At 62.2% G+C, this 25,501-nt stretch carries 25 protein-coding genes; 6 read left to right on the forward strand and 19 right to left on the reverse strand.

Annotated elements, in window-relative coordinates:
* Positions 1-104 precede the first annotated feature (104 nt).
* From PW947_RS19925 to PW947_RS19950, 6 genes are all read left to right on the forward strand, one after another.
* Positions 105-1,667, forward strand: coding sequence for a 3-hydroxyacyl-CoA dehydrogenase (locus tag PW947_RS19925; protein WP_299634091.1), 1,563 nt, complete (start codon positions 105-107; stop codon positions 1,665-1,667).
* A complete protein-coding gene (locus tag PW947_RS19930) occupies positions 1,664-2,452 on the forward strand; it encodes an oxepin-CoA hydrolase, alternative type (RefSeq protein ID WP_299634092.1) in 789 nt (262 codons plus the stop codon). The genes PW947_RS19925 and PW947_RS19930 overlap by 4 nt, the downstream gene beginning before the upstream one ends.
* Before the next feature lie 35 nt (positions 2,453-2,487).
* Complete coding sequence (locus PW947_RS19935) at positions 2,488-3,207, forward strand: histidine phosphatase family protein (RefSeq protein WP_299634093.1); 720 nt, start codon at positions 2,488-2,490, stop codon at positions 3,205-3,207.
* A gap of 38 nt (positions 3,208-3,245) precedes the next feature.
* Positions 3,246-4,361: a phosphotransferase gene (locus PW947_RS19940; RefSeq protein ID WP_299634094.1), complete on the forward strand. Its 1,116-nt coding sequence runs from the start codon at positions 3,246-3,248 to the stop codon at positions 4,359-4,361.
* Between the two features lie 76 nt (positions 4,362-4,437).
* Positions 4,438-5,664: an acyl-CoA dehydrogenase family protein gene (locus tag PW947_RS19945; protein WP_299634095.1), complete on the forward strand. Its 1,227-nt coding sequence runs from the start codon at positions 4,438-4,440 to the stop codon at positions 5,662-5,664.
* A 133-nt stretch (positions 5,665-5,797) separates the two neighbouring features.
* A complete protein-coding gene (locus PW947_RS19950; protein ID WP_299634096.1) occupies positions 5,798-6,499 on the forward strand; it encodes a glutathione binding-like protein in 702 nt (233 codons plus the stop codon).
* An 18-nt stretch (positions 6,500-6,517) separates the two neighbouring features.
* On the opposite strand, the gene PW947_RS19955 is transcribed toward PW947_RS19950, so the two are convergent.
* From PW947_RS19955 to PW947_RS20045, 19 genes are all read right to left on the reverse strand, one after another.
* Complete coding sequence (locus PW947_RS19955) at positions 6,518-7,000, reverse strand: MaoC family dehydratase (protein ID WP_299634097.1); 483 nt, start codon at positions 6,998-7,000, stop codon at positions 6,518-6,520.
* Positions 6,997-7,455 carry a MaoC family dehydratase gene (locus PW947_RS19960; protein WP_299634098.1) on the reverse strand — a complete coding sequence of 153 codons (459 nt, stop codon included), beginning with the start codon at positions 7,453-7,455 and terminating at the stop codon, positions 6,997-6,999. Before PW947_RS19960 ends, PW947_RS19955 begins: the two co-directional genes overlap by 4 nt.
* A 31-nt stretch (positions 7,456-7,486) precedes the next feature.
* The gene (locus PW947_RS19965; RefSeq protein WP_299634099.1) at positions 7,487-8,614 is read right to left on the reverse strand and encodes an acyl-CoA dehydrogenase family protein; all 1,128 of its coding nucleotides are present in this window, start codon (positions 8,612-8,614) and stop codon (positions 7,487-7,489) included.
* Positions 8,615-8,624: 10 nt separating this feature from the next.
* The gene (locus tag PW947_RS19970; protein WP_299634100.1) at positions 8,625-9,821 is read right to left on the reverse strand and encodes an acyl-CoA dehydrogenase family protein; all 1,197 of its coding nucleotides are present in this window, start codon (positions 9,819-9,821) and stop codon (positions 8,625-8,627) included.
* 46 nt (positions 9,822-9,867) lie between these two features.
* Positions 9,868-10,311 carry a DUF1178 family protein gene (locus PW947_RS19975; RefSeq protein WP_299634101.1) on the reverse strand — a complete coding sequence of 148 codons (444 nt, stop codon included), beginning with the start codon at positions 10,309-10,311 and terminating at the stop codon, positions 9,868-9,870.
* Between the two features lie 91 nt (positions 10,312-10,402).
* Positions 10,403-10,993, reverse strand: a complete 591-nt coding sequence (locus PW947_RS19980) for an NUDIX hydrolase (protein ID WP_299634102.1) — start codon at positions 10,991-10,993, stop codon at positions 10,403-10,405.
* Between the two features lie 41 nt (positions 10,994-11,034).
* Positions 11,035-11,331, reverse strand: coding sequence for a DUF2818 family protein (locus tag PW947_RS19985; protein WP_299634103.1), 297 nt, complete (start codon positions 11,329-11,331; stop codon positions 11,035-11,037).
* A complete protein-coding gene (gene nuoN, locus PW947_RS19990) occupies positions 11,331-12,803 on the reverse strand; it encodes an NADH-quinone oxidoreductase subunit NuoN (protein WP_299634104.1) in 1,473 nt (490 codons plus the stop codon). The genes PW947_RS19985 and nuoN overlap by 1 nt, the downstream gene beginning before the upstream one ends.
* 25 nt (positions 12,804-12,828) lie before the next feature.
* Positions 12,829-14,319, reverse strand: coding sequence for an NADH-quinone oxidoreductase subunit M (locus PW947_RS19995; protein WP_299634105.1), 1,491 nt, complete (start codon positions 14,317-14,319; stop codon positions 12,829-12,831).
* Positions 14,320-14,333: 14 nt separating this feature from the next.
* Positions 14,334-16,406: an NADH-quinone oxidoreductase subunit L gene (gene nuoL, locus PW947_RS20000; protein WP_299634106.1), complete on the reverse strand. Its 2,073-nt coding sequence runs from the start codon at positions 16,404-16,406 to the stop codon at positions 14,334-14,336.
* A 15-nt stretch (positions 16,407-16,421) separates the two neighbouring features.
* On the reverse strand, positions 16,422-16,727 hold the full coding sequence (nuoK, locus tag PW947_RS20005; protein ID WP_006052894.1) for an NADH-quinone oxidoreductase subunit NuoK: 306 nt from the start codon (positions 16,725-16,727) through the stop codon (positions 16,422-16,424).
* A 19-nt stretch (positions 16,728-16,746) separates the two neighbouring features.
* On the reverse strand, positions 16,747-17,448 hold the full coding sequence (locus PW947_RS20010; protein ID WP_299634107.1) for an NADH-quinone oxidoreductase subunit J: 702 nt from the start codon (positions 17,446-17,448) through the stop codon (positions 16,747-16,749).
* 123 nt (positions 17,449-17,571) lie between these two features.
* On the reverse strand, positions 17,572-18,060 hold the full coding sequence (gene nuoI / locus PW947_RS20015) for an NADH-quinone oxidoreductase subunit NuoI (RefSeq protein ID WP_299634108.1): 489 nt from the start codon (positions 18,058-18,060) through the stop codon (positions 17,572-17,574).
* A 15-nt stretch (positions 18,061-18,075) separates the two neighbouring features.
* On the reverse strand, positions 18,076-19,140 hold the full coding sequence (gene nuoH / locus PW947_RS20020) for an NADH-quinone oxidoreductase subunit NuoH (RefSeq protein ID WP_299634109.1): 1,065 nt from the start codon (positions 19,138-19,140) through the stop codon (positions 18,076-18,078).
* Entirely contained in the window at positions 19,141-21,474 is a 2,334-nt protein-coding gene (nuoG, locus tag PW947_RS20025; protein WP_299634110.1) for an NADH-quinone oxidoreductase subunit NuoG, read from the reverse strand. It lies immediately after the preceding gene.
* A gap of 205 nt (positions 21,475-21,679) precedes the next feature.
* On the reverse strand, positions 21,680-23,008 hold the full coding sequence (nuoF, locus tag PW947_RS20030) for an NADH-quinone oxidoreductase subunit NuoF (protein WP_299634111.1): 1,329 nt from the start codon (positions 23,006-23,008) through the stop codon (positions 21,680-21,682).
* Entirely contained in the window at positions 23,005-23,490 is a 486-nt protein-coding gene (gene nuoE / locus PW947_RS20035; RefSeq protein WP_299634112.1) for an NADH-quinone oxidoreductase subunit NuoE, read from the reverse strand. The genes nuoF and nuoE overlap by 4 nt, the downstream gene beginning before the upstream one ends.
* A gap of 143 nt (positions 23,491-23,633) precedes the next feature.
* On the reverse strand, positions 23,634-24,887 hold the full coding sequence (locus PW947_RS20040; RefSeq protein ID WP_299634113.1) for an NADH-quinone oxidoreductase subunit D: 1,254 nt from the start codon (positions 24,885-24,887) through the stop codon (positions 23,634-23,636).
* Positions 24,888-24,896: 9 nt separating this feature from the next.
* On the reverse strand, positions 24,897-25,499 hold the full coding sequence (locus PW947_RS20045) for an NADH-quinone oxidoreductase subunit C (RefSeq protein ID WP_299634114.1): 603 nt from the start codon (positions 25,497-25,499) through the stop codon (positions 24,897-24,899).
* Positions 25,500-25,501 lie beyond the last annotated feature (2 nt).

The following is a 25,501-nucleotide window of genomic DNA, read 5'->3' on the forward strand; positions in this document are numbered from 1 at the left end:
TGATGTTGGTGTCGCCGATGTCTGCTGCGGGCGACTTTCGTATCAGTGTCCGTCAAACCGCACGATCGTGCTATTCTAAAATAATCATGGAGTCGAGCAACCCAATGACCTCTCGCAACTACAGCATCGAGACTATCGGCATTGTTGGTACAGGCGCAATGGGCCGTGGCATCGCACAGATCGCCGCACTGGCCGGTCTGAGCGTCCGTCTGTACGACACCAATCCCGCCGCGATCGGCGCCGCGCGCGACTACCTCGCAGACACTTTCGCCAAACTCGTCACCAAGGGCAAGCTCGAACAGGCGCGCTCGCTGGCCGCGCTCGCCAATGTGAGCGCCGCGCACACGGTGGCCGAACTCGCCGGTTGCGATCTCGTGATCGAAGCGATCGTCGAGAAGCTCGATGTGAAGCGCGCGTTGTTCCGCGAGCTGGAAAGCGTGGTCGGTGGTCAGTGCGTGCTCGCATCGAATACGTCGTCGCTGTCGATTACCGCGATTGCCGCCGAATGCGCGGACCCGTCGCGCGTCGTCGGGTATCACTTCTTCAATCCCGTACCGTTGATGAAGGTCGTCGAAATCATCGACGGTCTGCGCACCGATCCCGCCGCCGGCGACGCGCTGATGGATCTCGCGCGACGCATGGGACACACGCCGGTTCGCGCGAAAGACATGCCCGGCTTCATCGTCAATCACGCGGGTCGCGGCATGAACACCGAAGGCTTGCGGATTGCCGGAGAAGGCGTCGCGAGCTTCGTCGATATCGACCGGATCATGCGCGAGCAGGCCGGTTTCCGCCTCGGTCCGTTCGAATTGCTCGACCTGACCGCGCTCGACGTGTCGCATCCGGTGATGGAATCGATCTACCACCAGTTCTACGAAGAGCCGCGCTTCACGCCGTCGCCGATCACCGGCACGCGCTTCGCAGGCGGCCTGCTCGGCCGCAAGACCGGCGAGGGCTTTTACCGGTATGTCGACGGCAAGCAGCAGGTGCCGCAAGAAGCGCCCGCGCCCACGGCGCTGCCGTCGCGCGTGTGGGTCAGCAAGCGTTATCCGGACGCGCGTAACGCGGTGCTGCAACTCATCGAACAAGCCGGCGTCAGCCTCGACGACAACGACGCGCCGTCCGCCGATTCCCTGCTGATCGTCACGCCGTTCGGCCACGACGCAACCACGGCGGCGATCGACGAAGCGCTGGACGCATCGCGCGTGGTCGCGGTCGATGCGCTGTTTCCGCTGGTCGGCGCATCGCGCCGCTCGCTGATGACGACACCCGCCACGAGCCGCGCGTCGCGCGACGCCGCGCACGCACTGTTCGCGCACGACGGCGTGCCGGTCACGGTGATCCGCGATTCGACCGGCTTCGTCGCGCAGCGCGTGGTCGCCACCATCGTGAATATCGGTTGCGATATCGCCCAACAGCAGATCGCGACACCGCAAGATATCGATCTCGCCGTCACGCTCGGTCTCGGCTATCCGCGCGGACCGCTCGCGCTCGGCGACGCGCTCGGCGCACGCACGATCCTCGACATTCTGCGCAATATCGGCAGCGTGCTCGGCGATCCGCGTTACCGTCCGTCGCCGTGGCTCGCACGTCGCGCGCTACTCGGCATGTCGTTGACGCAAGACGACGCGGCAAGCGCGGACACCGCCACGGAGCACACACAATGAGCGCCGAACTTCTTACGTCACGTCCGCTGGAAAGCGACTCCACGCTCGTGCTCACGCTGTCGAATCCGGGCGCTCGCAACGCGCTGCATCCGGACATGTATGCAGCCGGCATCGAAGCGCTCGATTCCGCCGAACGCGATCCGTCGGTGCGGGCCATCGTGCTGACCGGCGCCGATCAGTTCTTCTGCGCGGGCGGCAACCTGAACCGGCTGCTTGAAAATCGCGCGAAAGATCCGTCGGTGCAGGCCGAAAGCATCGATCTGCTCGGCGAATGGATCGCTGCATTGCGCGCATCGTCGAAGCCGGTCATCGCCGCGGTCGAAGGCGCGGCGGCGGGTGCGGGCTTCTCGCTTGCGCTGGCGTGCGACCTGATCGTCGCCGCCGATGACGCGAAATTCGTGATGTCGTATGCACGCGTCGGTCTGACGCCGGACGGCGGCGGCTCGTGGTTTCTCGCGCGCGCATTGCCGCGCCAGCTTGCCACCGAAGTGCTGATCGAAGGCAAGCCGATCGTCGCGACCCGGCTCGCCGAACTCGGCGTCGTCAATCGTGTCGCGAAAGCGGGTGCGGTGCGCGGAACCGCGCTCGCATGGGCCGACGATCTCGGCAAGATCTCGCCGCACGCGGTCGCGCGCATCAAAGGGCTAGTCGCGGCGGCAGGCGCGCAATCGCTGGCCGATCATCTCGGCGCGGAGCGCGACAGCTTCGTCGCGTCGCTGCATCATCGCGACGGCCTCGAAGGCATTACCGCGTTCCTCGAAAAACGCGCGCCGGTCTATAAATAAGCCACGCCGCCCTGCTCACAGCCCACCGGAACGCCATGCCCGACTATCAGTTGCCGAAACGCCGCCGGATCTACCTGATGCGCCACGGCGACGTGACCTACTTCGACGCGAGCGGCCGCGCCATCGATCCCGATAGCGTGCCGCTCAACGAAAACGGCCGGGCACAAGCCACGGCGGCGGGCCGCGTGTTTTCGGAGCAGCAGATCCGCTTCGACCGCGTGATCGTCAGCGGCTTGCCGCGCACGATCGAAACCGCGAATCGCGTGCTCGCGCAAACCGGTCAGCCGATCGAACTGGAACAGCAGCCCGCGTTGCAGGAAATTCGCGGCGGCCGTCTCGGCGCGATTCCCGCGCAGGATCTCGAAGCCGCGTTTCTCGGCGTGTTCGACGGCATCGTGCCGGAAACCATGCGCTTTCTCGACGGCGAGACCATCGGCGAGCTGTTCGATCGCGTGCTGCCCGCCATTGCCGCGTTGCGCGACGATCCGTCGTGGGATTGCGTGCTGCTGGTGCTGCATGGCGGCGTCAATCGCGCAATCCTGTCGCATGCGATCACGGCCGGCGGCCGCACGTTTTTCGGCCATCTGTCGCAAGCCACCGGCTGTATCAACGCACTCGACATCGGCGCATCGCCGCGCGACTGGGTCGTGCGGATGCTCAACTACGCGCCGCCGTCGCCGTTGCATCGCGACGTTCGCAACACCACGATGGAGATGCTGTACGCGCAGTTCGTGAAGTACCAACGTCCTGACTAGTACCACGGCGCATACCGCGCCGATTACGGAGGAGACATATGGTTGACGCCGCACAGACTGGCGAACCCGCGCATCAGACCGAACGCCCCGATTACACCGCGTTCGAAGGCACACGCCCCGTCAACGACCGGCAACGCTTCGACACCGACGCGCTCGCCGGCTGGCTCGCGCAACACGTCGACGGCTTTGCCGGACCGTTGAGCGTCGAGCAGTTCGCCGGCGGCCAATCCAATCCCACCTTCAAGCTGATCACGCCGTCGCGTGCGTACGTGATGCGTGCGAAGCCCGGCCCCGCCGCGAAACTGCTGCCGTCGGCGCATGCGGTGGAACGCGAATATCGCGTGATGCACGCACTCAATGGCACCGACGTGCCGGTCGCGGAGATGCTTGCGCTGTGCGACGACGAAAGCGTGATCGGTCGCGCGTTTTACGTGATGGCCTTCGTCGAAGGTCGCGTGTTGTGGGATCAATCGTTGCCGGACATGACGCCCGACCAGCGCAGCGCGATCTACGACGAGATGAATCGCGTGATCGCGGCGTTGCATCGCGTCGATGTCGCGGCGCTCGGTCTCGCCGATTACGGCAAGCCCGGCAATTACTTCGCGCGGCAGATCGGTCGATGGAGCCGGCAATATCAGGCGTCCGAAACCGAACCGATCGACGCGATGAACCGGCTGATCGACTGGTTGCCGCAGCACATGCCGGCCGACTCGACCGACCGCGTGTCGATCGTTCACGGCGATTTCCGGCTCGACAACCTGATCTTCCATCCGACCGAGCCGCGCGTGCTCGCCGTGCTCGACTGGGAACTGTCGACGCTCGGCGATCCGCTCGCCGATTTCGCGTATCACTGCATGGCATGGCACGTCGATCCCACGCAGTTTCGCGGCATCGCCGGTCTCGACTGGGCGGCGCTCGGCATTCCCGACGAAGCCCATTACGTCGAGCGCTATTGCGCGCGCACCGGCTTCGAAATCCGTGGCGACTGGAATTTCTATCTGGCCTACAACATGTTCCGGATCGCCGCGATCCTGCAAGGGATCATGAAGCGCGTGGTGGACGGCACCGCAGCCAGCGCGCAGGCGCTCGACGCCGGACGGCGCGCGCGTCCGATGGCCGAACTCGCGTGGCAATACGCGCAAAAAGTGCGTTGAAGCCACCCGCGCCGAATCCGTTGTCTCATCGAAACATTTCAGTCAGCGTCACTCCGTCATTTCGCGAGGGCATCACATGAATTTCGATTACACGCCGAAGGTCCAGGCACTCCGGGAAAAGTTGCTGGCATTCTTCGACACGCATATCTATCCGAACGAGACGGCGTTCTACGCCGAGATCGCCAGCAATCGTCAGGCGGGCAACGCTTGGGTGCCGACGCAGCTGATCGAAACGCTCAAACAGGCCGCGCGCGAAGCCGGTCTGTGGAACCTGTTCCTGCCCGACTCCGAACGCGGCGCGGGACTGACCAATCTCGAATATGCGCCGCTCTGCGAGATCATGGGCCGCGTGCCGTGGGCGCCTGAAGTGTTCAACTGCGGCGCGCCGGACACCGGCAATATGGAAACCATCGAACGCTACGGCAGCGACGACAACCGCCGCACGTGGCTCGAACCGCTGCTGCAAGGGCAGATCCGGTCGGCGTTCCTGATGACGGAGCCGGACGTCGCATCGTCGGATGCGACCAATATCCAGACCAGCATCGTGCGCGACGGCGACGATTACGTGATCAACGGCCGCAAGTGGTGGTCGTCGGGTGCGGGCGATCCGCGCTGCGCGGTCTATATCGTGATGGGCAAAACCGACGCCGATGCACCGCGTCACCAGCAACAGTCGATGATCCTCGTGCCCGCCGACGCGACTGGCATCACCGTGCTTCGTCCGTTGACGATGTTCGGCTACGACGACGCGCCGCACGGTCACATGGAAGTGTCGCTCGATAACGTGCGGGTCCCGGCCGGCAATCTTTTGCTCGGCGAAGGACGCGGTTTCGAAATCGCGCAAGGCCGGCTCGGGCCGGGCCGGATTCACCACTGCATGCGCCTGATCGGTCTCGCCGAACGCGCGCTCGAACTGATGGCGAAACGCACGTTGAAGCGCGTCGCGTTCGGCAAGCCGATCGCCGCGCAAGGCGTCACGCAGGAACGTCTCGCCGAAGCGCGCTGCATGATCGAGCAGGCCCGTCTGCTGACGCTGAAAACCGCGTACATGATGGACACGGTCGGCAACAAGGGCGCGCGCGGCGAGATCGCGATGATCAAGGTGGTCGCGCCGGGCATGGCGTGTCAGGTAATCGACTGGGCGATTCAGGCGCACGGCGCGGGCGGCCTCAGCGACGATTTCCCGCTCGCGTATGCGTACACGCTCGCGCGCACGTTGCGTTTCGCGGACGGTCCCGACGAAGTGCATCGCAACGCAATCGCGAAGCTCGAACTCGCGCGTTACGCGGAACCGGCGAGCTGAATGTAGCGTCGTGCAAGGCGCTGCCGCGCGATCCGTCGTCGGCAGCGTTTTTCGATCTGTGCTCTAATTTTTGCCAGCAACGACGCCGTGTGTTCAGCCGCGGCGACGCTTCCATAGCAATCGAGGAGTGACGATGATCGACGTTTACAGCTGGCCGACGCCGAACGGCCACAAGGTGCACATCATGCTGGAGGAAACCGGCCTCGCGTACACCGTGCATCCGGTCGATATCGGCGCGGGCGACCAGTTCACGCCGGCCTTCCTCGCCATCAGTCCGAATAACAAGATTCCGGCCGTCGTCGATCCGGACGGTCCGCGCAGCGCCGACGGCACGCCGTTCTCGCTATTCGAATCCGGCGCGATTCTGCAATACCTCGCGGAAAAAACCGGTCAGTTCATGCCGACCGATCCCGCCGGACGTTACGCGACGCTGCAATGGTTGATGTTCCAGATGGGCGGCGTCGGGCCGATGCTCGGTCAGACGCACCATTTCCGCGTCTACGCGCCGCAGCCGATCGAATACGCGATCAATCGCTATACGAACGAAACGCGCCGGCTATACGGCGTGATGGACGCGCAGTTGGACAAGCACCGTTTTCTCGCCGGCGACGCGTACACGATCGCGGATATCGCGACGTTTCCGTGGACGCGTTCGTGGCAAAACCAGGGCGTCGAGCTCGATGCGTTTCCGAATGTGAAGCGCTGGCACGAAGAGATCGCCGCGCGTCCGGCCGTACAGCGCGGCGTGGCCGTGCTCGCCAACGCGCGCAAGCCCTTGATGGACGACAAGGCCAAAGAGATGCTGTTCGGCGCGACGCAGTATACGAAGCGCTGAACCGCCGCGCATTGCGCGCTAGAAGTAGTGGCGCGTGACGAACGCGGCGATACACACCGGGCGCTCGCTGCCCTGCCGCTCCAGCGTCACGTTCCATTCCACCTGGACGCCGTGGTTTTCGACATCGGTGACGCTCGCGACCGCGAAGCTCGCCCGCACGTTCGAGCCGACCGGCACCGGCGACGTGAACCGCACGCGGTTCAGACCGTAGTTGACGCCCATTCGCTGCTCGATCTTCAGCGTCTTTTCGAGCAGCGCGGGAATCAGCGACAAGGTCATGAAGCCATGCGCGATCGGTCCGCCGAACGGCGATTCGCGGCGCGCCCGTTCCGGGTCGGTGTGAATCCATTGATGATCGCCGGTGGCGTCGGCGAAGCGATCGACGCTGGGCTGATCGATCGTCAGCCAGTCGCTGACCAGCGGCGCACTGCCGCCGTCGGCGATCAACGCCCGCAGCGCGTCCGCGTTCGCCACCGTGATACGCGCGTGAACCGCACTCATACGGCCGCGCCCGGATCGCGCAAGCCGAACAGCGCTTTCGACTTCACCGTGACCACGGTTTCGCCGTGCTGGTTCACGCCGTCCCAACGCGTTTCGACGATCCCGCGATCCGGCTTGCTGGCCGAGACGCGCTTGTCCACGATGGTGTTTTTCATCGTGATCGTGTCGTCGACACGCACCGGCTTCAGCCAGCGAATCTCGTCGATACCCGGCGAGCCCATCGACGTGGAATTGCCGATCGCGTTGCGCACCAGCAAGCCCATCATCACCGAGCACGTGTGCCAGCCGCTCGCCACCAGCCCACCAAACGGCGATTTCGCGCCTGCTTCCTCGTCGAGATGGAACGGCTGCGGATCGAACTGTTCGGCGAACGCGACGATCTCGTCACGCGTGAACGTATGTTCGCCGATCACCGTCGTCGATCCCACTTCCAGATCTTCGAAACTCATACGCATGGAGTGACCTCTTTCCTCATGTGACCGACGATCAGACGTCGGCTGTGGCAAACGCGGGCAACGCGGCAAAACGCGCGAGATGATGATCGACGTCGCCGAGCGTGGTTTCGATGATCGCGAGACGCTTGAACAGATGCGCGGCCGCGACTTCGTTCGTGACGCCCATGCCGCCGTGCAGCTGTACGGCCTGCTGACCGACGAAACGCGCGGCCTGACCGACCCGCACTTTCGCCGCCGACACCGCGCGACGCCGGTCGTCCGCGTCTTCCGACGCATACCGGACCGCCGCGAGATACGTGACCGAGCGAGCCTGTTCCGCGTGAATCAGCATCTCGACCATGCGATGCTGAAGCGCCTGAAAACGGGCGATCGGCATGCCGAACTGCTGGCGCGTTTTGGTGTATTCGACGGTAGCATGATTCAACGCGTCGAGCGCGCCGACCGCTTCGGCGCACAGCAACACCGTGCCGTAATCCGCGATATGTTCGAGCGCGGCCGCGCCCGCATGACTGCCGGCGAGACGCCGCGCGGGCGTGCCGTCGAAGCCGAGCGTCGCGGCGCGTTGCCCGTCGATCGTGCGGTAGTCGGTGATCTGCACGTTGGCGGCGTCGCGCGCCACCACGTACAACGCGATCTCGCCGTTCACGCGTGCGGGGACGATCCAGTAGTCCGCCTGCGCGCCATGCAACACCACCGATTTCGTGCCGGTCAGCGTGACCTCGCCCGCGTGCTCCGACGCGGCGGTCTCTACTGAAAACAGGTCGTAGCGGGCGCGCGGTTCGTGAAACGCAACCGCCAGTTTGATCTCGCCCTGCGCTGCGCGTTCGAGCAACGCGGCGTCATCGCCGTGCCGGGTTCCGGCGAGACGCAGCGCTTCGATGCCAACCGCGGTCGCCCAATACGGCTCGATCACGAGCGCCCGTCCGAGTTCCTGCATCACCACCAGCATATCGACCGCGCTGCCGTCGAAACCGCCCTGCGCTTCCGGCACCGGCAACGCCGTCAAACCCAATTCGGCAATCGCGGCCCAATGGGTATCCGATACGCCTGCTTCGGTGTGCACGATGGATTGACGCGCTTCGAAGCCGTAATGCTTGTCGAGATAGCGGCGCAGCGCGTCGGCGAATTGCTGTTGTTCGTCGGTAAAAGTGAAGTCCATGCGCCGCTCCTCAAAGTCCCAGAATCATCTGCGCGATGATGTTCTTTTGAATTTCGTTCGAACCGCCGTAAATCGACGTTTTGCGGTAGTTGAAGTAGTACGCGGCCAGCGGCGCGGCGTCGTCGTCACCGGCGACGCTGTGCGCGCGCTCGCCTTCGAGGAACGGCACGTCGAACGGCGCGGCAAGCGGACCCACTGCGTCGAACATCAGTTCGGTCAGCGCCTGCTGCACTTCCGTGCCTTTGATCTTCAGCATCGACGCTTCCGGTCCCGGTCCGCGTCCGTCGGTTTCATTCGCGACGACGCGCTGGACCGTGACTTCGAGCGCCATCAGTTCGATTTCGAGACTCGCGACTTTCGCCGCGAACACCGGATCGTGCAGCAGCGGCTTGCCGTTTTTCTGCTGATCGAGCGCGATGCGTTTCAGGAACACCAGTTCGCGCTTCGATTGCCCGACCCGCGCGATGCCGGTGCGCTCGTGGCCGAGCAGATACTTCGCGTAGGTCCAGCCACGGTTCTCTTCACCGACCAGATTGTCGAGCGGCACTTTCACGTCTTCGAAAAACACTTCGTTGACTTCGTGATCTTCGTCGAGCGTGATGATCGGGCGCACGGTGATGCCCGGCGTCTTCATGTCGATCAGCAGGAACGAGATGCCCTCCTGCTTCTTCACGCCGCTGTCGGTACGCACGAGGCAAAACATCATGTCGGCGTGCTGGCCGAGCGTGGTCCAGGTTTTCTGGCCGTTGACGAGGTAGTGGTCGCCGACGCGTTCGGCGCGGGTTCGCAGCGATGCGAGATCGGAGCCGGAGCCGGGTTCCGAATAGCCCTGGCACCACCAGTCGGTGCCGTCGAGGATGCGCGGCAGATAGTGCCGTTTTTGCGCTTCGTTGCCGTACTTCATCAGCACCGGCGCCACCATCGATACACCGAACGGCAGCACCGTCGGCGCGCCGACGCGTGCGCATTCGTCGTCCCAGATATGACGCTGGGTGGCATTCCAGCCGGGGCCGCCATATTCCTTCGGCCACGCGGACACCGACCAGCCGCGCGTGCCGAGCAGCGCGTGCCAGCTCGCGAGGTCGTCGCGGTTGAGCCGTTTGTGATCGAGAACTTTTGCGCTCAGCGCCGAAGGCAGATTCGCTTCGAGCCACGCGCGGATGTCGGCGCGAAACGCGTCGTCGGCGGGGGAATAGTCAAGATTCATGCGCAGTGTCTCCTGGCCGTCGCGTCCCGCGCCAGGAAACCCTGCGTTATTGCAGCGGTTCCTTCAGGGCTGCCGGGATCGGCAACGGCATCACTTCGATGCCTTCCTCGACCAAGGCGCGCGCATCGTCCGGTGTGGTGACACCGCGAATGTTGCGCACGGGCGCTTCGTTGTAGTGAATGCGCCGCGCTTCCTCGGCGAAGCGGTCGCCCACGTTCTCGGTCTTCTCCAGTACCTCGCGCAACGCGCGCATCACGCGCGCCTGCATGTCAGCCACGCCCGCTCCGCCCGACGCCTGCGACGGCGCCTGACGCGCCGATGCGCCCGACAGATTCAGCCGGGGCGCGGACGGCAAACGGCTGACTTCGTTCGCGCCGCAAAGCGGACATTCGACCAGCTTGCGGGACTGCTGCGATTCGAAATCGTCGGTGGAAGCGAACCAGCCTTCGAACCGATGACCGTGCGAACACTGTAAATCGAGGACCTTCATGTGGAATCGGGGCTTGCTGATGAGTGTATCGTAAAATCCAAATTTGTGAACGGTCGTTCGTATAATTTGAAGTCGTGACGAAGTGGCCAGTTTAGTCCTGCTCGGGCTTGCCTGTCGGCCATGCGCCGGAAAGCAGTTTCTCCAGCCAGAACGTGCCGATGATGGTTTTGACGTCGGTGATCTGACCGGTGCGCACCCACTCCGACACGTCGTCGACGGTGGCGGTGAACAGTTCGAGGAATTCGCCTTCGTCGAGCTTGCGCTCGCCCGCGGTCAGTCCGCGCGCCAGGTAGATGTCGATGAATTCGGTCGAGTACGAGATGATCGGATGGATGCGGGTCAGGTACACGTACTCGCTGGCGGTATAGCCGGTTTCTTCGAGCAGTTCACGCTTCGCGCAGGCCAGCGCGGGTTCGCCCGCATCGAGCTTGCCGGCCGGATATTCGGCCATCACCTTGCCCATCGGATAGCGGTACTGGCTTTCCAGCAACACGCGACCGTCGTCGAACATCGGGATCACCATCACCGCGCCCGGATGCTTGACGTATTCGCGGGTCGCCTGCTTGCCGTCCGGCAGGCGGACGGTGTCGCGCTTGAGCGTGAGGAACGAACCTTGATGGACCGTCTGGCTGTCCAGACAGGTCTCGGTGAGCGCGGCGTCGTGGTTCGGTAGTTCAGCCATGGGCGTCCTCTGGAAAGCGGGAAGCGCGACGGCCGGAGCCGTCAGCGACGTTTGAAGAGATATTGGAATGTGAATCCGGGGAACGCGAACACCACGAACAGACAGAACGTGATCGCGTAGAACTGCCAGCCTTGATCGAAGCGATTTCCGGCGCGCGCTTCGAGCATAAAGCCGAGCGCACCGACGATGAAATACAGCACGATCAGTTCAGCGATCCGCAGCCACCCGCTCTTCTTCACCGCCTTGAGCGGCACGGCGGCGAAGAGGCGTTGGTTCAGGAATGGCAGGTTGGCGCCGACCAGCGCCAACAACACGATAAACCAGCCTGCTGCGGACATCAGAGCGGCAAGGTATGCGTGATTGCCTGCAAGCAAGCCTTCAACAACGGGTCCGGCACGAGACCGAGGACCAGCACGGCGACACCGTTCAGCGCGAGCAGCGTGCGCGCGCAGGTATCGGCTTCGATCGGCGATTTGTCGACCGGTTCGTCGAAATACATCAGCTTGACGACCCGCAGGTAATAGAACGCGCCGAACAGCGACGTGATCACAGCCAGCACGGTCAGCCAGGTCAGACCGGCGTTCATCGTGGCCTGCAGCACCGCGAGTTTCGCGTAGAAGCCCACGGCGGGCGGAATGCCCGCGAGCGAGAACATCATCACCATCATCACGAACGCGAACACCGGGCTACGCTGGTTCAAGCCCTTGAAGTCTTCGAGCGTGTCGGCTTCGAAGTCGCGGCGCGACAGCAGCATGATGATGCCGAAGGTGCCGAGCGTCGTGACCAGATAGACGATGCTGTAGAACATCGCCGAACCGTACGCGCTCGCCGCGCCGTTGGCCTTGCCGTCCACCACGCCGGACAGCAGACCGAGCAGCACGAAGCCCATGTTCGAGATGGCCGAGTAAGCGAGCATCCGCTTGACGTTGCGCTGCACGATACCCGTGATATTGCCGACGATCAGCGACAGCGCGGCCAGAATGATCAGCATTTCCTGCCAGTCGACGGCCAGCGGCAGCAGACCCATCACGAGGAAGCGCAAGCCCCACGCGAATGCCGCCACCTTCGGACCGCCGCCGACGATCAGCGACATCGCGGTCGGTGCGCCCTGATACACGTCGGGCACCCACATATGGAACGGCACGGCGCCCATCTTGAACGCGATGCCCGCGACCACGAAGATCACGCCGAACAGCAGCACGACGTCGTTGATGCGACCCGACGCGACCGCCTTCAGCACTTCGTTCAGTTCGAGCGAACCGGTTGCGCCGTACAGCATCGAGATGCCGTACAGCAGGAAACCGGATGCGAGCGCGCCGAGCACGTAGTACTTCATCGCCGATTCGTTCGACTGCGCGACTTCACGGCGCAGCGCGATGATCGCGTACAGCGACAGCGACATCAGTTCCAGACCGAGATACAGCGTCAGGAAGTTGTTGCCCGAAATCATCACCAGCTGGCCGAGCAGCGAGAACATGCCGAGCAGGAAGAAGTCGCCGCGATACAGGTCGCGGTCTTCGAGGTACTTGCGCGAATAGACGATCGACACCGCGTACCCGAGCGCCACCACGGCCTTCATCAGGCTGGCGAACGGATCGACGACGTACATCCGCGAGAAGAAGTAATGCACCTGCGGATCGAGCGAATTCACGCCGAACCAGATGCCGGCGATCAGCGTCGAGAACAGCGCGATGAAATAGGTGGTACGACGGCCAGCCTGGCCGAAAAACGTGTCGTTCAGCCACGCGACGACCACTGCAATCATCAGCAGCGCGTCGGGTAGCAGAGCACTCATAGGGGCGTTTTGCATGATCTTTAAAGTCCTCCGCTCGGTATTACTGTGACAACGGCAGCTTCGACTGCGCTACGTGGGAGAGGAGGTTTTCCACGGATACGTGCATCACGTTGGTGAAAGGCTTCGGATAGACGCCCATATAGAGCGTCAGCACCGCCAGAACCACCAGCATGGAAAGCTCGCGGCGATTAATGTCCTTCAGCGTCTTGACGTGCTCGTTGGCGATCGCGCCGAAGTACACGCGCTTGTACATCCACAGCGTGTACGCCGCGCCGAGAATCAGCGTGAATGCCGCGCCGAACGCAATCCAGAAATTGAACTGCACCGCAGCCAGCACCACCATGAATTCACCGACGAAACCGGACGTGCCCGGCAAGCCGCAGTTGGCCATCGAAAACAGCATCACGAGCGCCGCGAACTTCGGCATCGTATTGACGACACCGCCGTAATCGGCGATCTGACGCGAGTGCATCCGGTCGTACAGCACCCCGATACACAGGAACATCGCGCCCGACACGAAACCGTGCGAAATCATCTGAATGATCGCGCCTTCCATGCCGAGCTGGTTGAAGATGACGAAGCCGAGCGTGACGAAGCCCATGTGAGCGATCGACGAATACGCGACCAGCTTCTTCATGTCGGTTTGGACCATTGCCACGAAACCGATGTAGATCACCGCGATCAGCGACAACGTGATCACGACCGGCGCGAGGAAATGGCTGGCGTCGGGCGTGACCGGCAGCGAGAAGCGCAGGAAACCGTATGCGCCGAGCTTCAGCATGATCGCGGCCAGCACGACCGAGCCGCCCGTCGGCGCTTCGACGTGCGCATCGGGCAACCACGTGTGGACCGGGAACATCGGCACTTTCACCGCGAACGCCATGAAGAACGCGATGAATAGCAGTATCTGCGGCGTCATCCCGATCTTCGCCTCCTGCCATGTGGCGAGGTCGAAGGTGCCGGTTTGCGTGTAAAGATACAGCAGCGCGACCAGCATCAGCAGCGAGCCCATCAGCGTGTACAGGAAGAACTTGAACGCCGCGTAGACGCGGTTCGCCCCGCCCCACACACCGATGATGATGTACATCGGGATCAGCGTCGCTTCGAAGAACACATAGAACAGCATGCCGTCGGCTGCGCTGAACACGCCGACCATGATGCCCGACAGAATCAGGAACGACGCCAGGTACTGCGCGACGTTCTTCGTAATCACTTCCCATGCAGCAATGACGACGATCACGGTGATCAACGCGGTCAACACGACGAACCACATCGAGATGCCGTCGACGCCGAGGTGATACGAAATGTTGAAACGTTCAATCCAGTTCGCCTTTTCGACGAACTGCAAATCAGCCGTGCTCGAATCGAACCCGGAAATCAGCGGCAGCGTGACGATGAAGCTGATCAGCGAGCCGATCAGTGCAAGCCAACGCGCCGGCCCCGGGTTCTTGTCGGAACCGATCACAAGAACCACCAGGCCGAACAGGATCGGTAACCAGATTGCGGTACTGAGTATCGGATATGCGTGCATTAGTGTCCCTCGCCTTATTTGCCGCCGAGTGTGACAAACAAAGTCAGGAGCCCGAGCATGCCGATGATCATGGCAAATGCGTAGTGATAGATGTACCCGGACTGGAGGAAGCGGATCACGGTCGCAAACCATCCGATGAAGCGGGCACTGCCGTTGACGATACCGTCGATGACCACGACGTCGCCCTCTTTCCACAGGCCGCGACCCAGCGCCACCGCGCCGCGTGCGAACACGACCTCGTTGAACTTGTCCAGGTAGTACTTGTTCTCGAGCAGCGTGTAGATGGGACCGAAGCCACGCTTGATGACGGCCGGCAGTTCCGGACGCACCAGATACAGGAACCATGCGACCAGCACGCCTGCGAGCGCGAGCCACACCGGCAGCCCTGCAACCGAGTGCAAGCCCATCGACGCCCAGCCCTGGAACTCTTCGGCCATTTCATGCAGCGCCGGATGGTTCTCGCCGATGAAGATGACCTTGTCGAACGCGACGCCGTGCTGGAAGAAGTCGCCGAACAGCATCGGGCCGATACCGATCGCGCCGATGATCACCGACGGAATGGCCAGCAGCACCAGCGGCATCCACACGACCCACGGCGTTTCGTGCGGCACGTGTGCGTGGTCGTGACCGTGATCGTCATGACCGTGCGCATCGTGACCGTGCGCATCGTGCGCGTGAGCGGCGGCTTCGATCGCCATCGGCGATTCCGGATGCTTCGGACCGCGGAAACGCTCCTTGCCGTGGAACACCATGAAATACATGCGGAACGAATACAGCGCCGTGACGAACACGCTCGCGACGACCGCGAAGTACGCGAAACCCGAACCCGGCAGATGCGACAGCTTCACCGCGTCGATGATCGAGTCTTTCGAGTAGAAGCCCGAGAAGAACGGCGTGCCGATCAGCGCCAGCGAGCCGACCAGCGACGTGATCCACGTGATGGGCATGTACTTGCGCAGACCGCCCATGTTGCGCATGTCCTGATCGTGGTGCATGCCGATGATCACCGAACCCGCGCCGAGGAACAGCAGCGCCTTGAAGAACGCGTGCGTCATCAGGTGGAACACGGCAACCGGATACGCGGACACGCCAAGCGCGACCGTCATGTAGCCGAGCTGCGACAGCGTGGAGTACGCGACCACACGCTTGATGTCGTTCTGGACGATGCCGAGGAAGCCCATGAACAGCGCGGTAATCGCGCCGATCACCGTCACGAACGACAGCGCGGCGTCCGACAGTTCGAACAGCGGCGACATCCGCGTGACCATGAAGATACCGGCCGTGACCATGGTTGCCGCGTGGATCAGTGCGGAGATCGGCGTCGGGCCTTCCATCGAATCGGGCAGCCACACGTGCAGCGGGAATTGCGCCGACTTACCCATCGCGCCGATGAACAGGCAGATACACGCGACCGTCAGCAGACCCCAATCGGTGCCGGGGAAGCTCAGCGCCGCCAGTTCGTTGCGCTTCGCGAACACTTCGCCGTAGTTCATCGAACCGGCGAACGCGAGCAGCAGACCGATGCCCAGCAGGAAACCGAAGTCACCGACGCGGTTCACGATAAACGCCTTCATGTTGGCGTAAATCGCGCTCTGACGCGTGAAGTAGAAGCCGATCAGCAGGTACGACACGAGGCCCACCGCTTCCCAGCCGAAGAACAGCTGCAGGAAGTTGTTGCTCATCACGAGCATCAGCATCGAGAACGTGAACAGCGAGATGTACGAGAAGAAACGCTGGTAACCGGTTTCTTCGGCCATGTAGCCGATCGTGTAGATGTGCACCATCAGCGACACGAAGGTCACGACGCACATCATCATCGCGGTGAGCGAGTCGACCAGGAAGCCGATTTCGAACTTCAGCTTGCCGACCGTCATCCATTCGTAGATGGTCGCGTTGAAACTCGCGCCGTTCAGCACGTCGAAGAACACGACGGCCGACAGGATGAACGAGATCAGGACGCCGAGGATCGTGACCGTGTGCGCGCCAGCGCGCCCGACGGCTTTACCAAACAGCCCTGCAATCAGAGAGCCGGCCAGAGGTGCAAGCGGAACCGCAAGCAAGAGATTTTCATTGAGTGTCGTGGACATAGCGTTGCCCTGAAATTAACCTTTGAGCTGATCCAGATCTTCGACGTTGATCGTGTCGAGGCTCCGGAACAGGGTCACCAGAATTGCAAGGCCGATCGCGGCTTCAGCGGCCGCAACGGTCAGCACGAAGAACACAAAAATCTGGCCGTGCACGTCGCCTAGATAATGCGAAAACGCGACGAAGTTGGTATTGACCGCCAGCAGCATCAATTCAATTGCCATCAGGATGATGATGACGTTGCGGCGGTTAAGAAAAATACCGACGATGCTGATCGCGAACAGGATCGCACCGAGCACGAGGTAGTGAGCAAGGGTCAACATAGTTATCTCCTCTGTCCGCTCAGCCGTTCTTGGCCGGGGTCGACTCGGCCGCTGCAGCTGCGGCCGCTTCGGCGGCAGCAGCGGCTTCTTCGGCCGCCAGCGTTGCCGCTGTTTTTTCCGACGCCATCTTGACAATACGCACGCGATCTTTCGCGCGCACCTTCACCTGATCGCTCACGTTCTGACGCTTGCTGTCTTTCGCGTGACGCGTGGTCAGCGCGATAGCCGCGATGATCGCGACCAGCAGCACCAGACCGGCCACTTCGAACGCGAAGATGTAATCGGTATAAATGATCTTGCCGATCAGACGCGTGTTCGACCAGTCGGCCGCGCCGTTGACGGCGGCGGTCGTATCGCGCAGCGGCGTGACCGTCGCGCCGAAGCCGCGCCACAGGATCAGCGCGGTTTCGATCACGATGATCGCGCCGACCAGCGTGGCCATCGGCACGAAGCGCCGGAAGTCCTTGCGCAGCACGTCGATGTTGATGTCCAGCATCATCACGACGAACAGGAACAGCACCATGACCGCGCCGACATACACCAGCACCAGCAGGATCGCGAGGAACTCGGCTTGCAGCAGCATCCAGATCGCGGCTGCGTTGAAGAACGCCAGCACGAGAAACAGTGCGGACGACACCGGGTTACGCGAGGTGATCACCTTCAGCCCCGAAACTACCAGGAGCAGAGAGAAGATGTAGAACAGTACGGTCGTGAATTCCATGATTACCGGTTCATCGTTAGGCCATCGTCAGGCATTGTGTTGGCACAGGTGCGCCCTGCCGCAGCGACACCACCACGGCGGTCGGCCTGACTTCAGGCCGGTACAGCATCCAGCACCAGCGGTTTAGCGATACGGGGCGTCGGCTGCCTTGTTGGCGGCGATTTCCGCTTCGTAGCGGTCGCCGACTGCCAGCAGCATGTCTTTGGTGAAATACAGATCACCGCGTTTTTCGCCGTGATATTCGAGAATGTGCGTCTCGACGATCGAATCGACCGGGCAGCTTTCTTCGCAGAAGCCGCAGAAGATGCACTTGGTCAGATCGATGTCGTAACGCGTCGTGCGACGGGTGTTGTCCGCGCGCGTCTCGGATTCGATCGTGATCGCCAGCGCCGGGCACACCGCTTCGCACAGCTTGCATGCGATGCAGCGCTCTTCGCCATTCTCATAGCGGCGCAGCGCATGCAGGCCGCGAAAACGCGGCGACATCGGGGTCTTCTCTTCCGGGAACTGCACCGTGACCTTGCGCTGGAACGTATAACGTCCGGTCAGCGCGAGACCTTTAAGCAATTCGACCAGAAAGAATGTCTTGAAGAAGTTTTGGATTGCGGTCATGGGGTCATCCGCCCTTTATTTCCAGATATTCAACGGCGACATGATCCAGAAACCGACCACCACCAGCCACACCACGCACACCGGAATAAACACCTTCCAGCCCAGACGCATGATCTGGTCGTAGCGATAGCGCGGGAACGTAGCACGCGCCCAGATGAATACCGACAACAGCATGAATGTCTTCAGCACCAGCCAGAACACGCCCGGGATCCACGTCAGGAAACCGAACGGTGCGCTCCAGCCACCGAGAAACAGCGTGGACGCGAGCGCCGAGATCACGATCATGTTGATGTACTCGGCGAGGAAGAACAGCGCGAACGCCATCCCCGAGTAATCGATCATGTGACCCGCGACGATTTCCGACTCGCCTTCGACCACGTCGAACGGGTGACGGTTGGTTTCCGCGATGCCCGAGATGAAGTAGACGACGAACATCGGCAGCAGCGGCAGCCAGTTCCACGACAGGAACGTCACGCCGTAGCTCGCGAAAATGCCGCGCTCTTGCGACGTGACGATGTCCGACAGGTTCAGGCTGCCCGACACCATCAGCACGACGACCAGCGCGAAGCCCATCGAGATTTCGTACGACACCATCTGCGCCGCCGCACGCATCGCGCCGAGGAACGCGTACTTCGAGTTCGACGCCCAGCCGGCGAGGATCACGCCGTACACGCCGATCGACGAGATCGCCATCGCGTACAGCAGACCGGCGTTGATGTCGCCCAGCACCGCGCCCGCCTGGAACGGAATCACCGCCCAGACCGCGAATGCGGGAACCACCACCATGATCGGCGCGATCAGGTAGATCCAGCGGCTTGCCTGGCTCGGCTGGATCACTTCTTTCAGCAGCAGCTTCAGCACGTCGGCGATAGGTTGCAGCAAACCGGCCGGACCGACCCGGTTCGGCCCGATCCGCACGTGCATCCAGCCGATCAGCTTGCGCTCCCAGAGAATCAGGTACGCCACGCACAGCAGGATCACGACGGCCACCACCAGAATGCGCACCAGCGCCCACACCGTGGGCCATGCGACGCCAAGCAGTTGGCTACCGCCCGAGTTGATCGTATCGAACAAGCTCATTTACGCCTTCTCCACCAGCAGTTCACCGAAAAGGCTGCCCAACGCTGCACCGGCCGCCGTAGCCGCCGATACCCGCACGACCGTCTCCGCAAGATTCGCATCGCGCACAGCCGGCAGTTCCACCGACAGCTCGCCCTGGCGCACACGCACTGCGTCGCCGTCTTTCAAACCCAGCTTGTCGAACAGCGCCGCCGGCAGACCCGCCGAATTCGCGGTACGGGCAGCAGCCGTCAGATGCAGCGACGGCGCACGACGCACGAGCGCGTCGGCGTGGTAAATGGGCACGTCGGCGATACGTTCGAACGCGCCTTCGGCGGTCGTAGCCGCGGTGCCGCGACCGATCGCGACGCCGGCCTTGTTCGACAGACGCGACGCGAGATCGGCGTTGCCGAGCGCGGCATCACGTACTTCTTCGGCCGTGTCGAACTCGAAACCCGGCAAGCCGAGCAGGCTGCCCAGCACGCGCAACACCTTCCATGCCGGACGCGCGTCGCCCAGCGGACGCACGACGCCGTTGAAGGTTTGCACCGTGCCTTCCGCGTTGACGAAAGTGCCGGCCGTTTCCGTGTACGGCGCGATCGGCAGCAACACGTCTGCGTACTCGGCACCGGTCTGGAACGGCGACATCACGACCACCATTTCCGCCTGATTCAGCGCGGACAGCGCTTGCGCCGGGTTGGCCGCGTCGAATTCCGGTTCGAGATTCAGCAACACGTAACCCTTGCGCGGTTGCTCGAACACTTCACGTGCGTTCAGACCGTCGTTGCCCGGCAATGCGCCGACCAGATGCGCGCCCACCGTGTTCGCGCCTTCGGTCAGGAAACCGAGCGTCGCGCCGGTGGCTTCGGCGATCCATTGCGCAATGGCGTGAATGCGAGCGAAGTCCGGATGACGCACGACGCTGTTGCCGATCAGCAGCAAGCGCGTGTCGCCGACTGCCAGCGACGACGCAGCGCGCTTCTGCGCTTCCGTCGCCTCGACGCCGGCCAGCGCGTCCGGCAACGCTTCGCCGCGCGCTTCCGCTGCGGCTGCCGCGATACCGGCGAGTTCGTTCAGCCATGCCGACGGTGCCGCGACGATGCGCTTGGCCAGCGGGATCAACGCGTTGTCGTCGGTGGCTTGCAGCAGCGTGAGGCTTGCACCGGCCTTCACGGCCTGGCGCAAACGCGCCGCGAACAGCGGATGATCGCGACGCAGGTTCGAGCCGATCACCAGCGCGGAGTCGATCATCGACAGGTTCGCGATCTGCGTGCCGAGCCACGGCGCGCCTTCGACCGGTGCAGAGAAGTCGGACTGACGCAGACGGAAGTCGACGTTCGGCGTGCCGACGGCTTGCGCGAGTTGCTTCAGCAGGAACAGTTCTTCGACCGTGCTGTGCGGGCTCGACAGTGCGGCGATCGCGTCGGCGCCGTGGTCGTCGGTGATGCCCTTCAGGCCCTTCACGACGTAGTCGAGCGCGGTCGGCCAGTCGGTTTCGATCCACTTGCCGTCCTGCTTCAGCATCGGCCTGGTCAGGCGTTCCGGGCTGTTCAGGCCTTCGTACGAGAAGCGGTCTTTATCCGACAGCCAGCATTCGTTGATGGCTTCGTTTTCGAACGGCAGCACGCGCATCACGCGGTTGTTCTTCACTTGCACGACGAGGTTCGCGCCGACGGAATCGTGCGGGCTCACCGACTTGCGGCGCGACAGTTCCCACGTACGGGCGCTGTAACGGAACGGCTTGCTGGTCAGCGCGCCGACCGGGCACAGGTCAATCATGTTGCCCGACAGTTCGGAATCGACCGTATTGCCGACGAACGACGTAATTTCCGAGTGCTCGCCACGGCCGAGCATGCCGAGTTCCTTGACGCCGGCAATTTCCTGGCCGAAACGGACGCAGCGCGTGCAGTGAATGCAGCGCGACATTTCTTCCATCGAGATCAGCGGGCCGACGTTCTTGTGGAACACGACGCGCTTTTCTTCGCTGTAACGCGACGACGACTTGCCGTAGCCCACCGCCAGATCCTGCAACTGACACTCGCCGCCCTGATCGCAGATCGGGCAATCCAGCGGGTGGTTGATCAGCAGGAATTCCATCACGGACTGCTGCCCCTTGACCGCCTTCTCCGACTTCGTGCGCACGATCATGCCTGCCGACACCGGCGTCGCACATGCGGGCACGGCCTTCGGCATCTTTTCGACGTCGACCAGACACATCCGGCAGTTCGCCGCGATGGACAGCTTCTTGTGATAGCAAAAGTGAGGAATGTACGTGTCCACCTTATGCGCAGCCTGGATCACCATGCTGCCTTCAGGGACCTCAACCTTCTTGCCGTCTATTTCAAGTTCAACCATGGTGGTTAATCTTCCTTAACCTGTTACCGCTCATTCGTTCGCCCGTTCATGCGCTGCCGGTTTATCCGGTATGCCGCATGATGCTCGCGGTTATCGATGCTGTTCGTGACTTGCCGCGTGTGTTCGTTTTTTTTAAAAAACTGTCACTGCGGCCGATGGTCGCGCCTCTTTCAACGCGCAATGACCCGCCCTATCACGCTCAACTTCAGGCCGCTACTGTCTCCGACGCTGCTCCGGCATGCGCGTGACCATCGGTCAGGCAGTGCTTGTGAGCGACGTGATATTCGAATTCGTCCCAGTAGTGCTTGAGCATGCCGCGCACTGGCATGGCCGCTGCATCGCCGAGCGCGCAAATCGTGCGGCCCATGATGTTTTCAGCGACCGAGTTCAGCAGGTCCAGATCTTCCTTGCGGCCCTGGCCGTGCTCGATACGATGCACCACGCGATACAGCCAGCCGGTACCTTCGCGGCACGGCGTGCACTGACCGCAGGATTCTTCGTAATAGAAGTACGACAGACGCAGCAGCGAGCGCACCATGCAACGCGTTTCGTCCATCACGATCACCGCGCCGGAACCGAGCATCGAGCCGGCCTTCGCGAGCGAATCGTAATCGAGATCCGTGTTCATCATGATGTTGCCCGGGATCACCGGTGCCGACGATCCGCCAGGAATCACCGCCTTGATCTTCTTGCCGCCGCGCATGCCGCCGGCCAGATCGAGCAGCGTCGCGAACGGCGTGCCGAGCGGGATTTCGTAATTGCCCGGACGCTCGACGTCACCGGAGATCGAGAAGATCTTCGTGCCGCCGTTGTTCGGCTTGCCCATCTCGAGATAATTCTGCGGGCCGACTGCGAGCAGGAACGGCACCGCTGCGAACGTCTCGGTGTTGTTGATCGTGGTGGGCTTGCCGTACACGCCGAAGCTCGCCGGGAACGGCGGCTTGAAGCGCGGCTGGCCTTTCTTGCCTTCCAGCGATTCGAGCAACGCGGTTTCTTCGCCACAGATGTAGGCGCCGTAACCGTGGTGCGCGTGGAGTTCGAACGAAAACGCCGAACCCATGATGTTCTGACCGAGGAAACCTGCGGCGCGGGCTTCTTCGAGCGCAGCTTCGAAACGCCGGAAGACTTCCCAGATTTCGCCGTGGATGTAGTTGTACCCGGCCGTAATGCCCATCGCGTAAGCGCCGATGGCCATGCCTTCGATCAACGCGTGCGGATTCCAGCGCAGGATGTCGCGGTCTTTGAACGTGCCCGGTTCACCTTCGTCCGAATTGCAGACGAGGTACTTCTGGCCGGGGAACTGACGCGGCATGAAGCTCCACTTCAGGCCGGTCGGGAAACCCGCACCGCCACGGCCGCGCAGACCCGACGCCTTGACGTCGGCGATCACCTGCTCGGGCGGAATTTTCTCGTCCAGAATTTTACGCAGCTGCTTGTAACCGCCGCGCGCGACGTAATCTTCGAGATGCCAGTTGTCGCCGTTCAGGCCGGCGAGAATCAGCGGTTTGATGTGACGATCGTGGAGAGACGTCATTTCGAAAGTTCCTCGAGGAGCTGGTCGATCTTCTCGCGGCTCATGAAGCTGCACATGCGATGGTTGTTCACCAGCAGTACCGGCGCATCGCCGCACGAACCCATGCACTCGCCCTCTTTCAGCGTGAATTTGCCGTCAGCGGTCGTTTCGCCGAAATCGATTCCAAGCTTCTGCTTCAGATATTCGGCGGCTTTGTCAGCACCACCGTCCGGACCGAGCTGGCACGGCAGGTTGGTACAGAGCGTGATCTTGTGTTTGCCGACCGGCGATGTCTCGTACATCGTGTAGAACGTCGCGATCTCCTGCACGGCGACAGCCGGCATGCCGAGATAATCTGCGACGAACTGCATGAGGTCGGGCGACAGCCAGCGATGCTCTTCTTGAGCAACGGCCAATGCCGCCATCACGGCGGACTGTTTCTGATCGGCGGGATACTTCGCGATCGCGCGATCGATTTCTTTCAGGCCTTCAGCTGAGATCATTTTCAGACACGACTCTTTCAATTCCTACCGAACGAAAACCCGTCGCGCGATGCTCACTGCGACAGACCCGGCGTTCCTTTGCTGGACGCGCGCTCTGGATGCCCGAGCGACGCGTCACGATGAATACGGCGCGAACGGACCGTTTAACGGTCGACCTCGCCGAACACGATGTCCTGCGTGCCGATGATCGTCACGGCGTCGGCGATCATGTGACCACGCGCCATTTCGTCGAGCGTGGACAGATGCGCATAGCCCGGCGCGCGGATCTTCAGACGATACGGCTTATTCGCGCCGTCGGAAATCAGGTAGATACCGAATTCGCCCTTCGGATGCTCGACTGCCGCGTACGACTCGCCTTCCGGTACGTGGAAACCTTCGGTGAAGAGCTTGAAGTGGTGAATCAGGTCTTCCATGTTGCTCTTCATGCCAACACGCGACGGCGGCGCAACCTTATGATTTTCCGTCATCACAGGGCCGGGATTGTTACGCAACCACTCAATGCACTGTTTCACGATACGTGTTGACTGGCGCATTTCTTCGACGCGCACCAGATAACGGTCGTAGCAGTCGCCGTTCACGCCGATCGGGATATCGAAGTCGAGCTTGTCGTACACCTCGTACGGCTGCTTCTTGCGCAGATCCCACGCAATGCCCGAACCGCGCAGCATCGCGCCCGTCATGCCCATGTTCAACGCACGTTCCGGGCTGACCACGCCAATGCCGACCAGACGTTGCTTCCAGATGCGGTTGTCGGTCAGCAGCGTTTCGTATTCGTCGACGCACTTCGGAAAACGCGTGAAGAAGTCGTCGATGAAGTCGAGCAACGAGCCTTGACGGTTCTCGTTCATCTTCGACAGCGCCTTCGCATTGCGGATCTTCGACGCTTTGTATTGCGGCATTGCGTCAGGCAGATCGCGATAGACGCCGCCCGGACGGTAGTACGCCGCGTGCATCCGTGCGCCGGACACCGCTTCGTACACGTCCATCAGGTCTTCGCGTTCGCGGAACGCGTAAAGAAACACCGCCATCGCGCCGACGTCGAGCGCGTGCGCGCCGATCCACATCAGGTGGTTCAGCACGCGCGTGACTTCGTCGAACATCACGCGAATGTATTGCGCGCGGATCGGCACTTCGATGCCGAGCAGCTTTTCGATCGCCATCACGTAGCCGTGCTCGTTGACCATCATCGACACGTAGTCGAGACGGTCCATATACGGCACCGACTGGATGAAAGTCTTGGTTTCGGCGAGCTTTTCGGTGGCGCGGTGCAGAAGGCCGATATGCGGATCGGCGCGCTGGATCACTTCCCCGTCGAGCTCCAGCACCAGGCGCAGCACACCGTGCGCTGCCGGGTGTTGCGGGCCGAAGTTGAGCGTGTAGTTCTTGATCTCTGCCATGACGTTCCCTTAGTGTTTCAGACCGCCATAGCGATCCTCGCGGATCACGCGCGGCGTGATTTCCCGCGGCTCGATCGTCACGGGCTGATAGACGACGCGCTTTTCTTCCGGGTCGTAACGCATCTCGACATAGCCGGAAACAGGGAAATCCTTGCGGAACGGGTGACCGATGAAACCGTAGTCGGTGAGAATGCGGCGCAGGTCCGGATGGCCTTCGAAGACGATGCCGAACAGGTCGAACGCTTCGCGCTCGTACCAGTTGGCCGACGTCCAGATATCGACCACGGAGGCGACCAGCGGCACGTCGTCGTCCGGTGCGAACACGCGCAGACGCAGGCGCCAGTTGTTCGATACCGACAGCAGGTGCAGTACGGCCGCGAAGCGCGGGCCGTCGTAGGCGCCGTCGCCGTAGGTCTGATAGTCGACGCCGCACAAGTCGATCAGCTGCTCGAAACCCAGCGAAGCGTCGTCACGCAGGCGCGTGGCGACGTCGATGTAATCGTTTGCCTTCACGACAATTGTCAGCTCACCGATTGCTTCGGTGATACTCATCAGGCGGCCGCCAAAGGCCGCCTCGAGGTTCGCTTTCAGGGTCTCGAGTTTGCTTGCCATAT

Source organism: Paraburkholderia sp. (genome assembly GCF_028283785.1).
In the GTDB taxonomy this organism is placed as follows: Bacteria; Pseudomonadota; Gammaproteobacteria; order Burkholderiales; family Burkholderiaceae; genus Paraburkholderia.

Excerpts from the sequence above, each read along its gene's own strand:
- PW947_RS19925 (WP_299634091.1), top strand. The coding sequence starts at position 105 with ATGACCTCTCGCAACTACAGCATCGAGACTATCGGCATTGTTGGTACA.
- PW947_RS19930 (WP_299634092.1), top strand. The coding sequence starts at position 1,664 with ATGAGCGCCGAACTTCTTACGTCACGTCCGCTGGAAAGCGACTCCACG.
- PW947_RS19935 (WP_299634093.1), top strand. The coding sequence starts at position 2,488 with ATGCCCGACTATCAGTTGCCGAAACGCCGCCGGATCTACCTGATGCGC.
- PW947_RS19940 (WP_299634094.1), top strand. The coding sequence starts at position 3,246 with ATGGTTGACGCCGCACAGACTGGCGAACCCGCGCATCAGACCGAACGC.
- PW947_RS19945 (WP_299634095.1), top strand. The coding sequence starts at position 4,438 with ATGAATTTCGATTACACGCCGAAGGTCCAGGCACTCCGGGAAAAGTTG.
- PW947_RS19950 (WP_299634096.1), top strand. The coding sequence starts at position 5,798 with ATGATCGACGTTTACAGCTGGCCGACGCCGAACGGCCACAAGGTGCAC.
- PW947_RS19955 (WP_299634097.1), bottom strand. The coding sequence starts at position 7,000 with ATGAGTGCGGTTCACGCGCGTATCACGGTGGCGAACGCGGACGCGCTG.
- PW947_RS19960 (WP_299634098.1), bottom strand. The coding sequence starts at position 7,455 with ATGCGTATGAGTTTCGAAGATCTGGAAGTGGGATCGACGACGGTGATC.
- PW947_RS19965 (WP_299634099.1), bottom strand. The coding sequence starts at position 8,614 with ATGGACTTCACTTTTACCGACGAACAACAGCAATTCGCCGACGCGCTG.
- PW947_RS19970 (WP_299634100.1), bottom strand. The coding sequence starts at position 9,821 with ATGAATCTTGACTATTCCCCCGCCGACGACGCGTTTCGCGCCGACATC.
- PW947_RS19975 (WP_299634101.1), bottom strand. The coding sequence starts at position 10,311 with ATGAAGGTCCTCGATTTACAGTGTTCGCACGGTCATCGGTTCGAAGGC.
- PW947_RS19980 (WP_299634102.1), bottom strand. The coding sequence starts at position 10,993 with ATGGCTGAACTACCGAACCACGACGCCGCGCTCACCGAGACCTGTCTG.
- PW947_RS19985 (WP_299634103.1), bottom strand. The coding sequence starts at position 11,331 with ATGTCCGCAGCAGGCTGGTTTATCGTGTTGTTGGCGCTGGTCGGCGCC.
- nuoN (WP_299634104.1), bottom strand. The coding sequence starts at position 12,803 with ATGCAAAACGCCCCTATGAGTGCTCTGCTACCCGACGCGCTGCTGATG.
- PW947_RS19995 (WP_299634105.1), bottom strand. The coding sequence starts at position 14,319 with ATGCACGCATATCCGATACTCAGTACCGCAATCTGGTTACCGATCCTG.
- nuoL (WP_299634106.1), bottom strand. The coding sequence starts at position 16,406 with ATGTCCACGACACTCAATGAAAATCTCTTGCTTGCGGTTCCGCTTGCA.
- nuoK (WP_006052894.1), bottom strand. The coding sequence starts at position 16,727 with ATGTTGACCCTTGCTCACTACCTCGTGCTCGGTGCGATCCTGTTCGCG.
- PW947_RS20010 (WP_299634107.1), bottom strand. The coding sequence starts at position 17,448 with ATGGAATTCACGACCGTACTGTTCTACATCTTCTCTCTGCTCCTGGTA.
- nuoI (WP_299634108.1), bottom strand. The coding sequence starts at position 18,060 with ATGACCGCAATCCAAAACTTCTTCAAGACATTCTTTCTGGTCGAATTG.
- nuoH (WP_299634109.1), bottom strand. The coding sequence starts at position 19,140 with ATGAGCTTGTTCGATACGATCAACTCGGGCGGTAGCCAACTGCTTGGC.
- nuoG (WP_299634110.1), bottom strand. The coding sequence starts at position 21,474 with ATGGTTGAACTTGAAATAGACGGCAAGAAGGTTGAGGTCCCTGAAGGC.
- nuoF (WP_299634111.1), bottom strand. The coding sequence starts at position 23,008 with ATGACGTCTCTCCACGATCGTCACATCAAACCGCTGATTCTCGCCGGC.
- nuoE (WP_299634112.1), bottom strand. The coding sequence starts at position 23,490 with ATGATCTCAGCTGAAGGCCTGAAAGAAATCGATCGCGCGATCGCGAAG.
- PW947_RS20040 (WP_299634113.1), bottom strand. The coding sequence starts at position 24,887 with ATGGCAGAGATCAAGAACTACACGCTCAACTTCGGCCCGCAACACCCG.
- PW947_RS20045 (WP_299634114.1), bottom strand. The coding sequence starts at position 25,499 with ATGGCAAGCAAACTCGAGACCCTGAAAGCGAACCTCGAGGCGGCCTTT.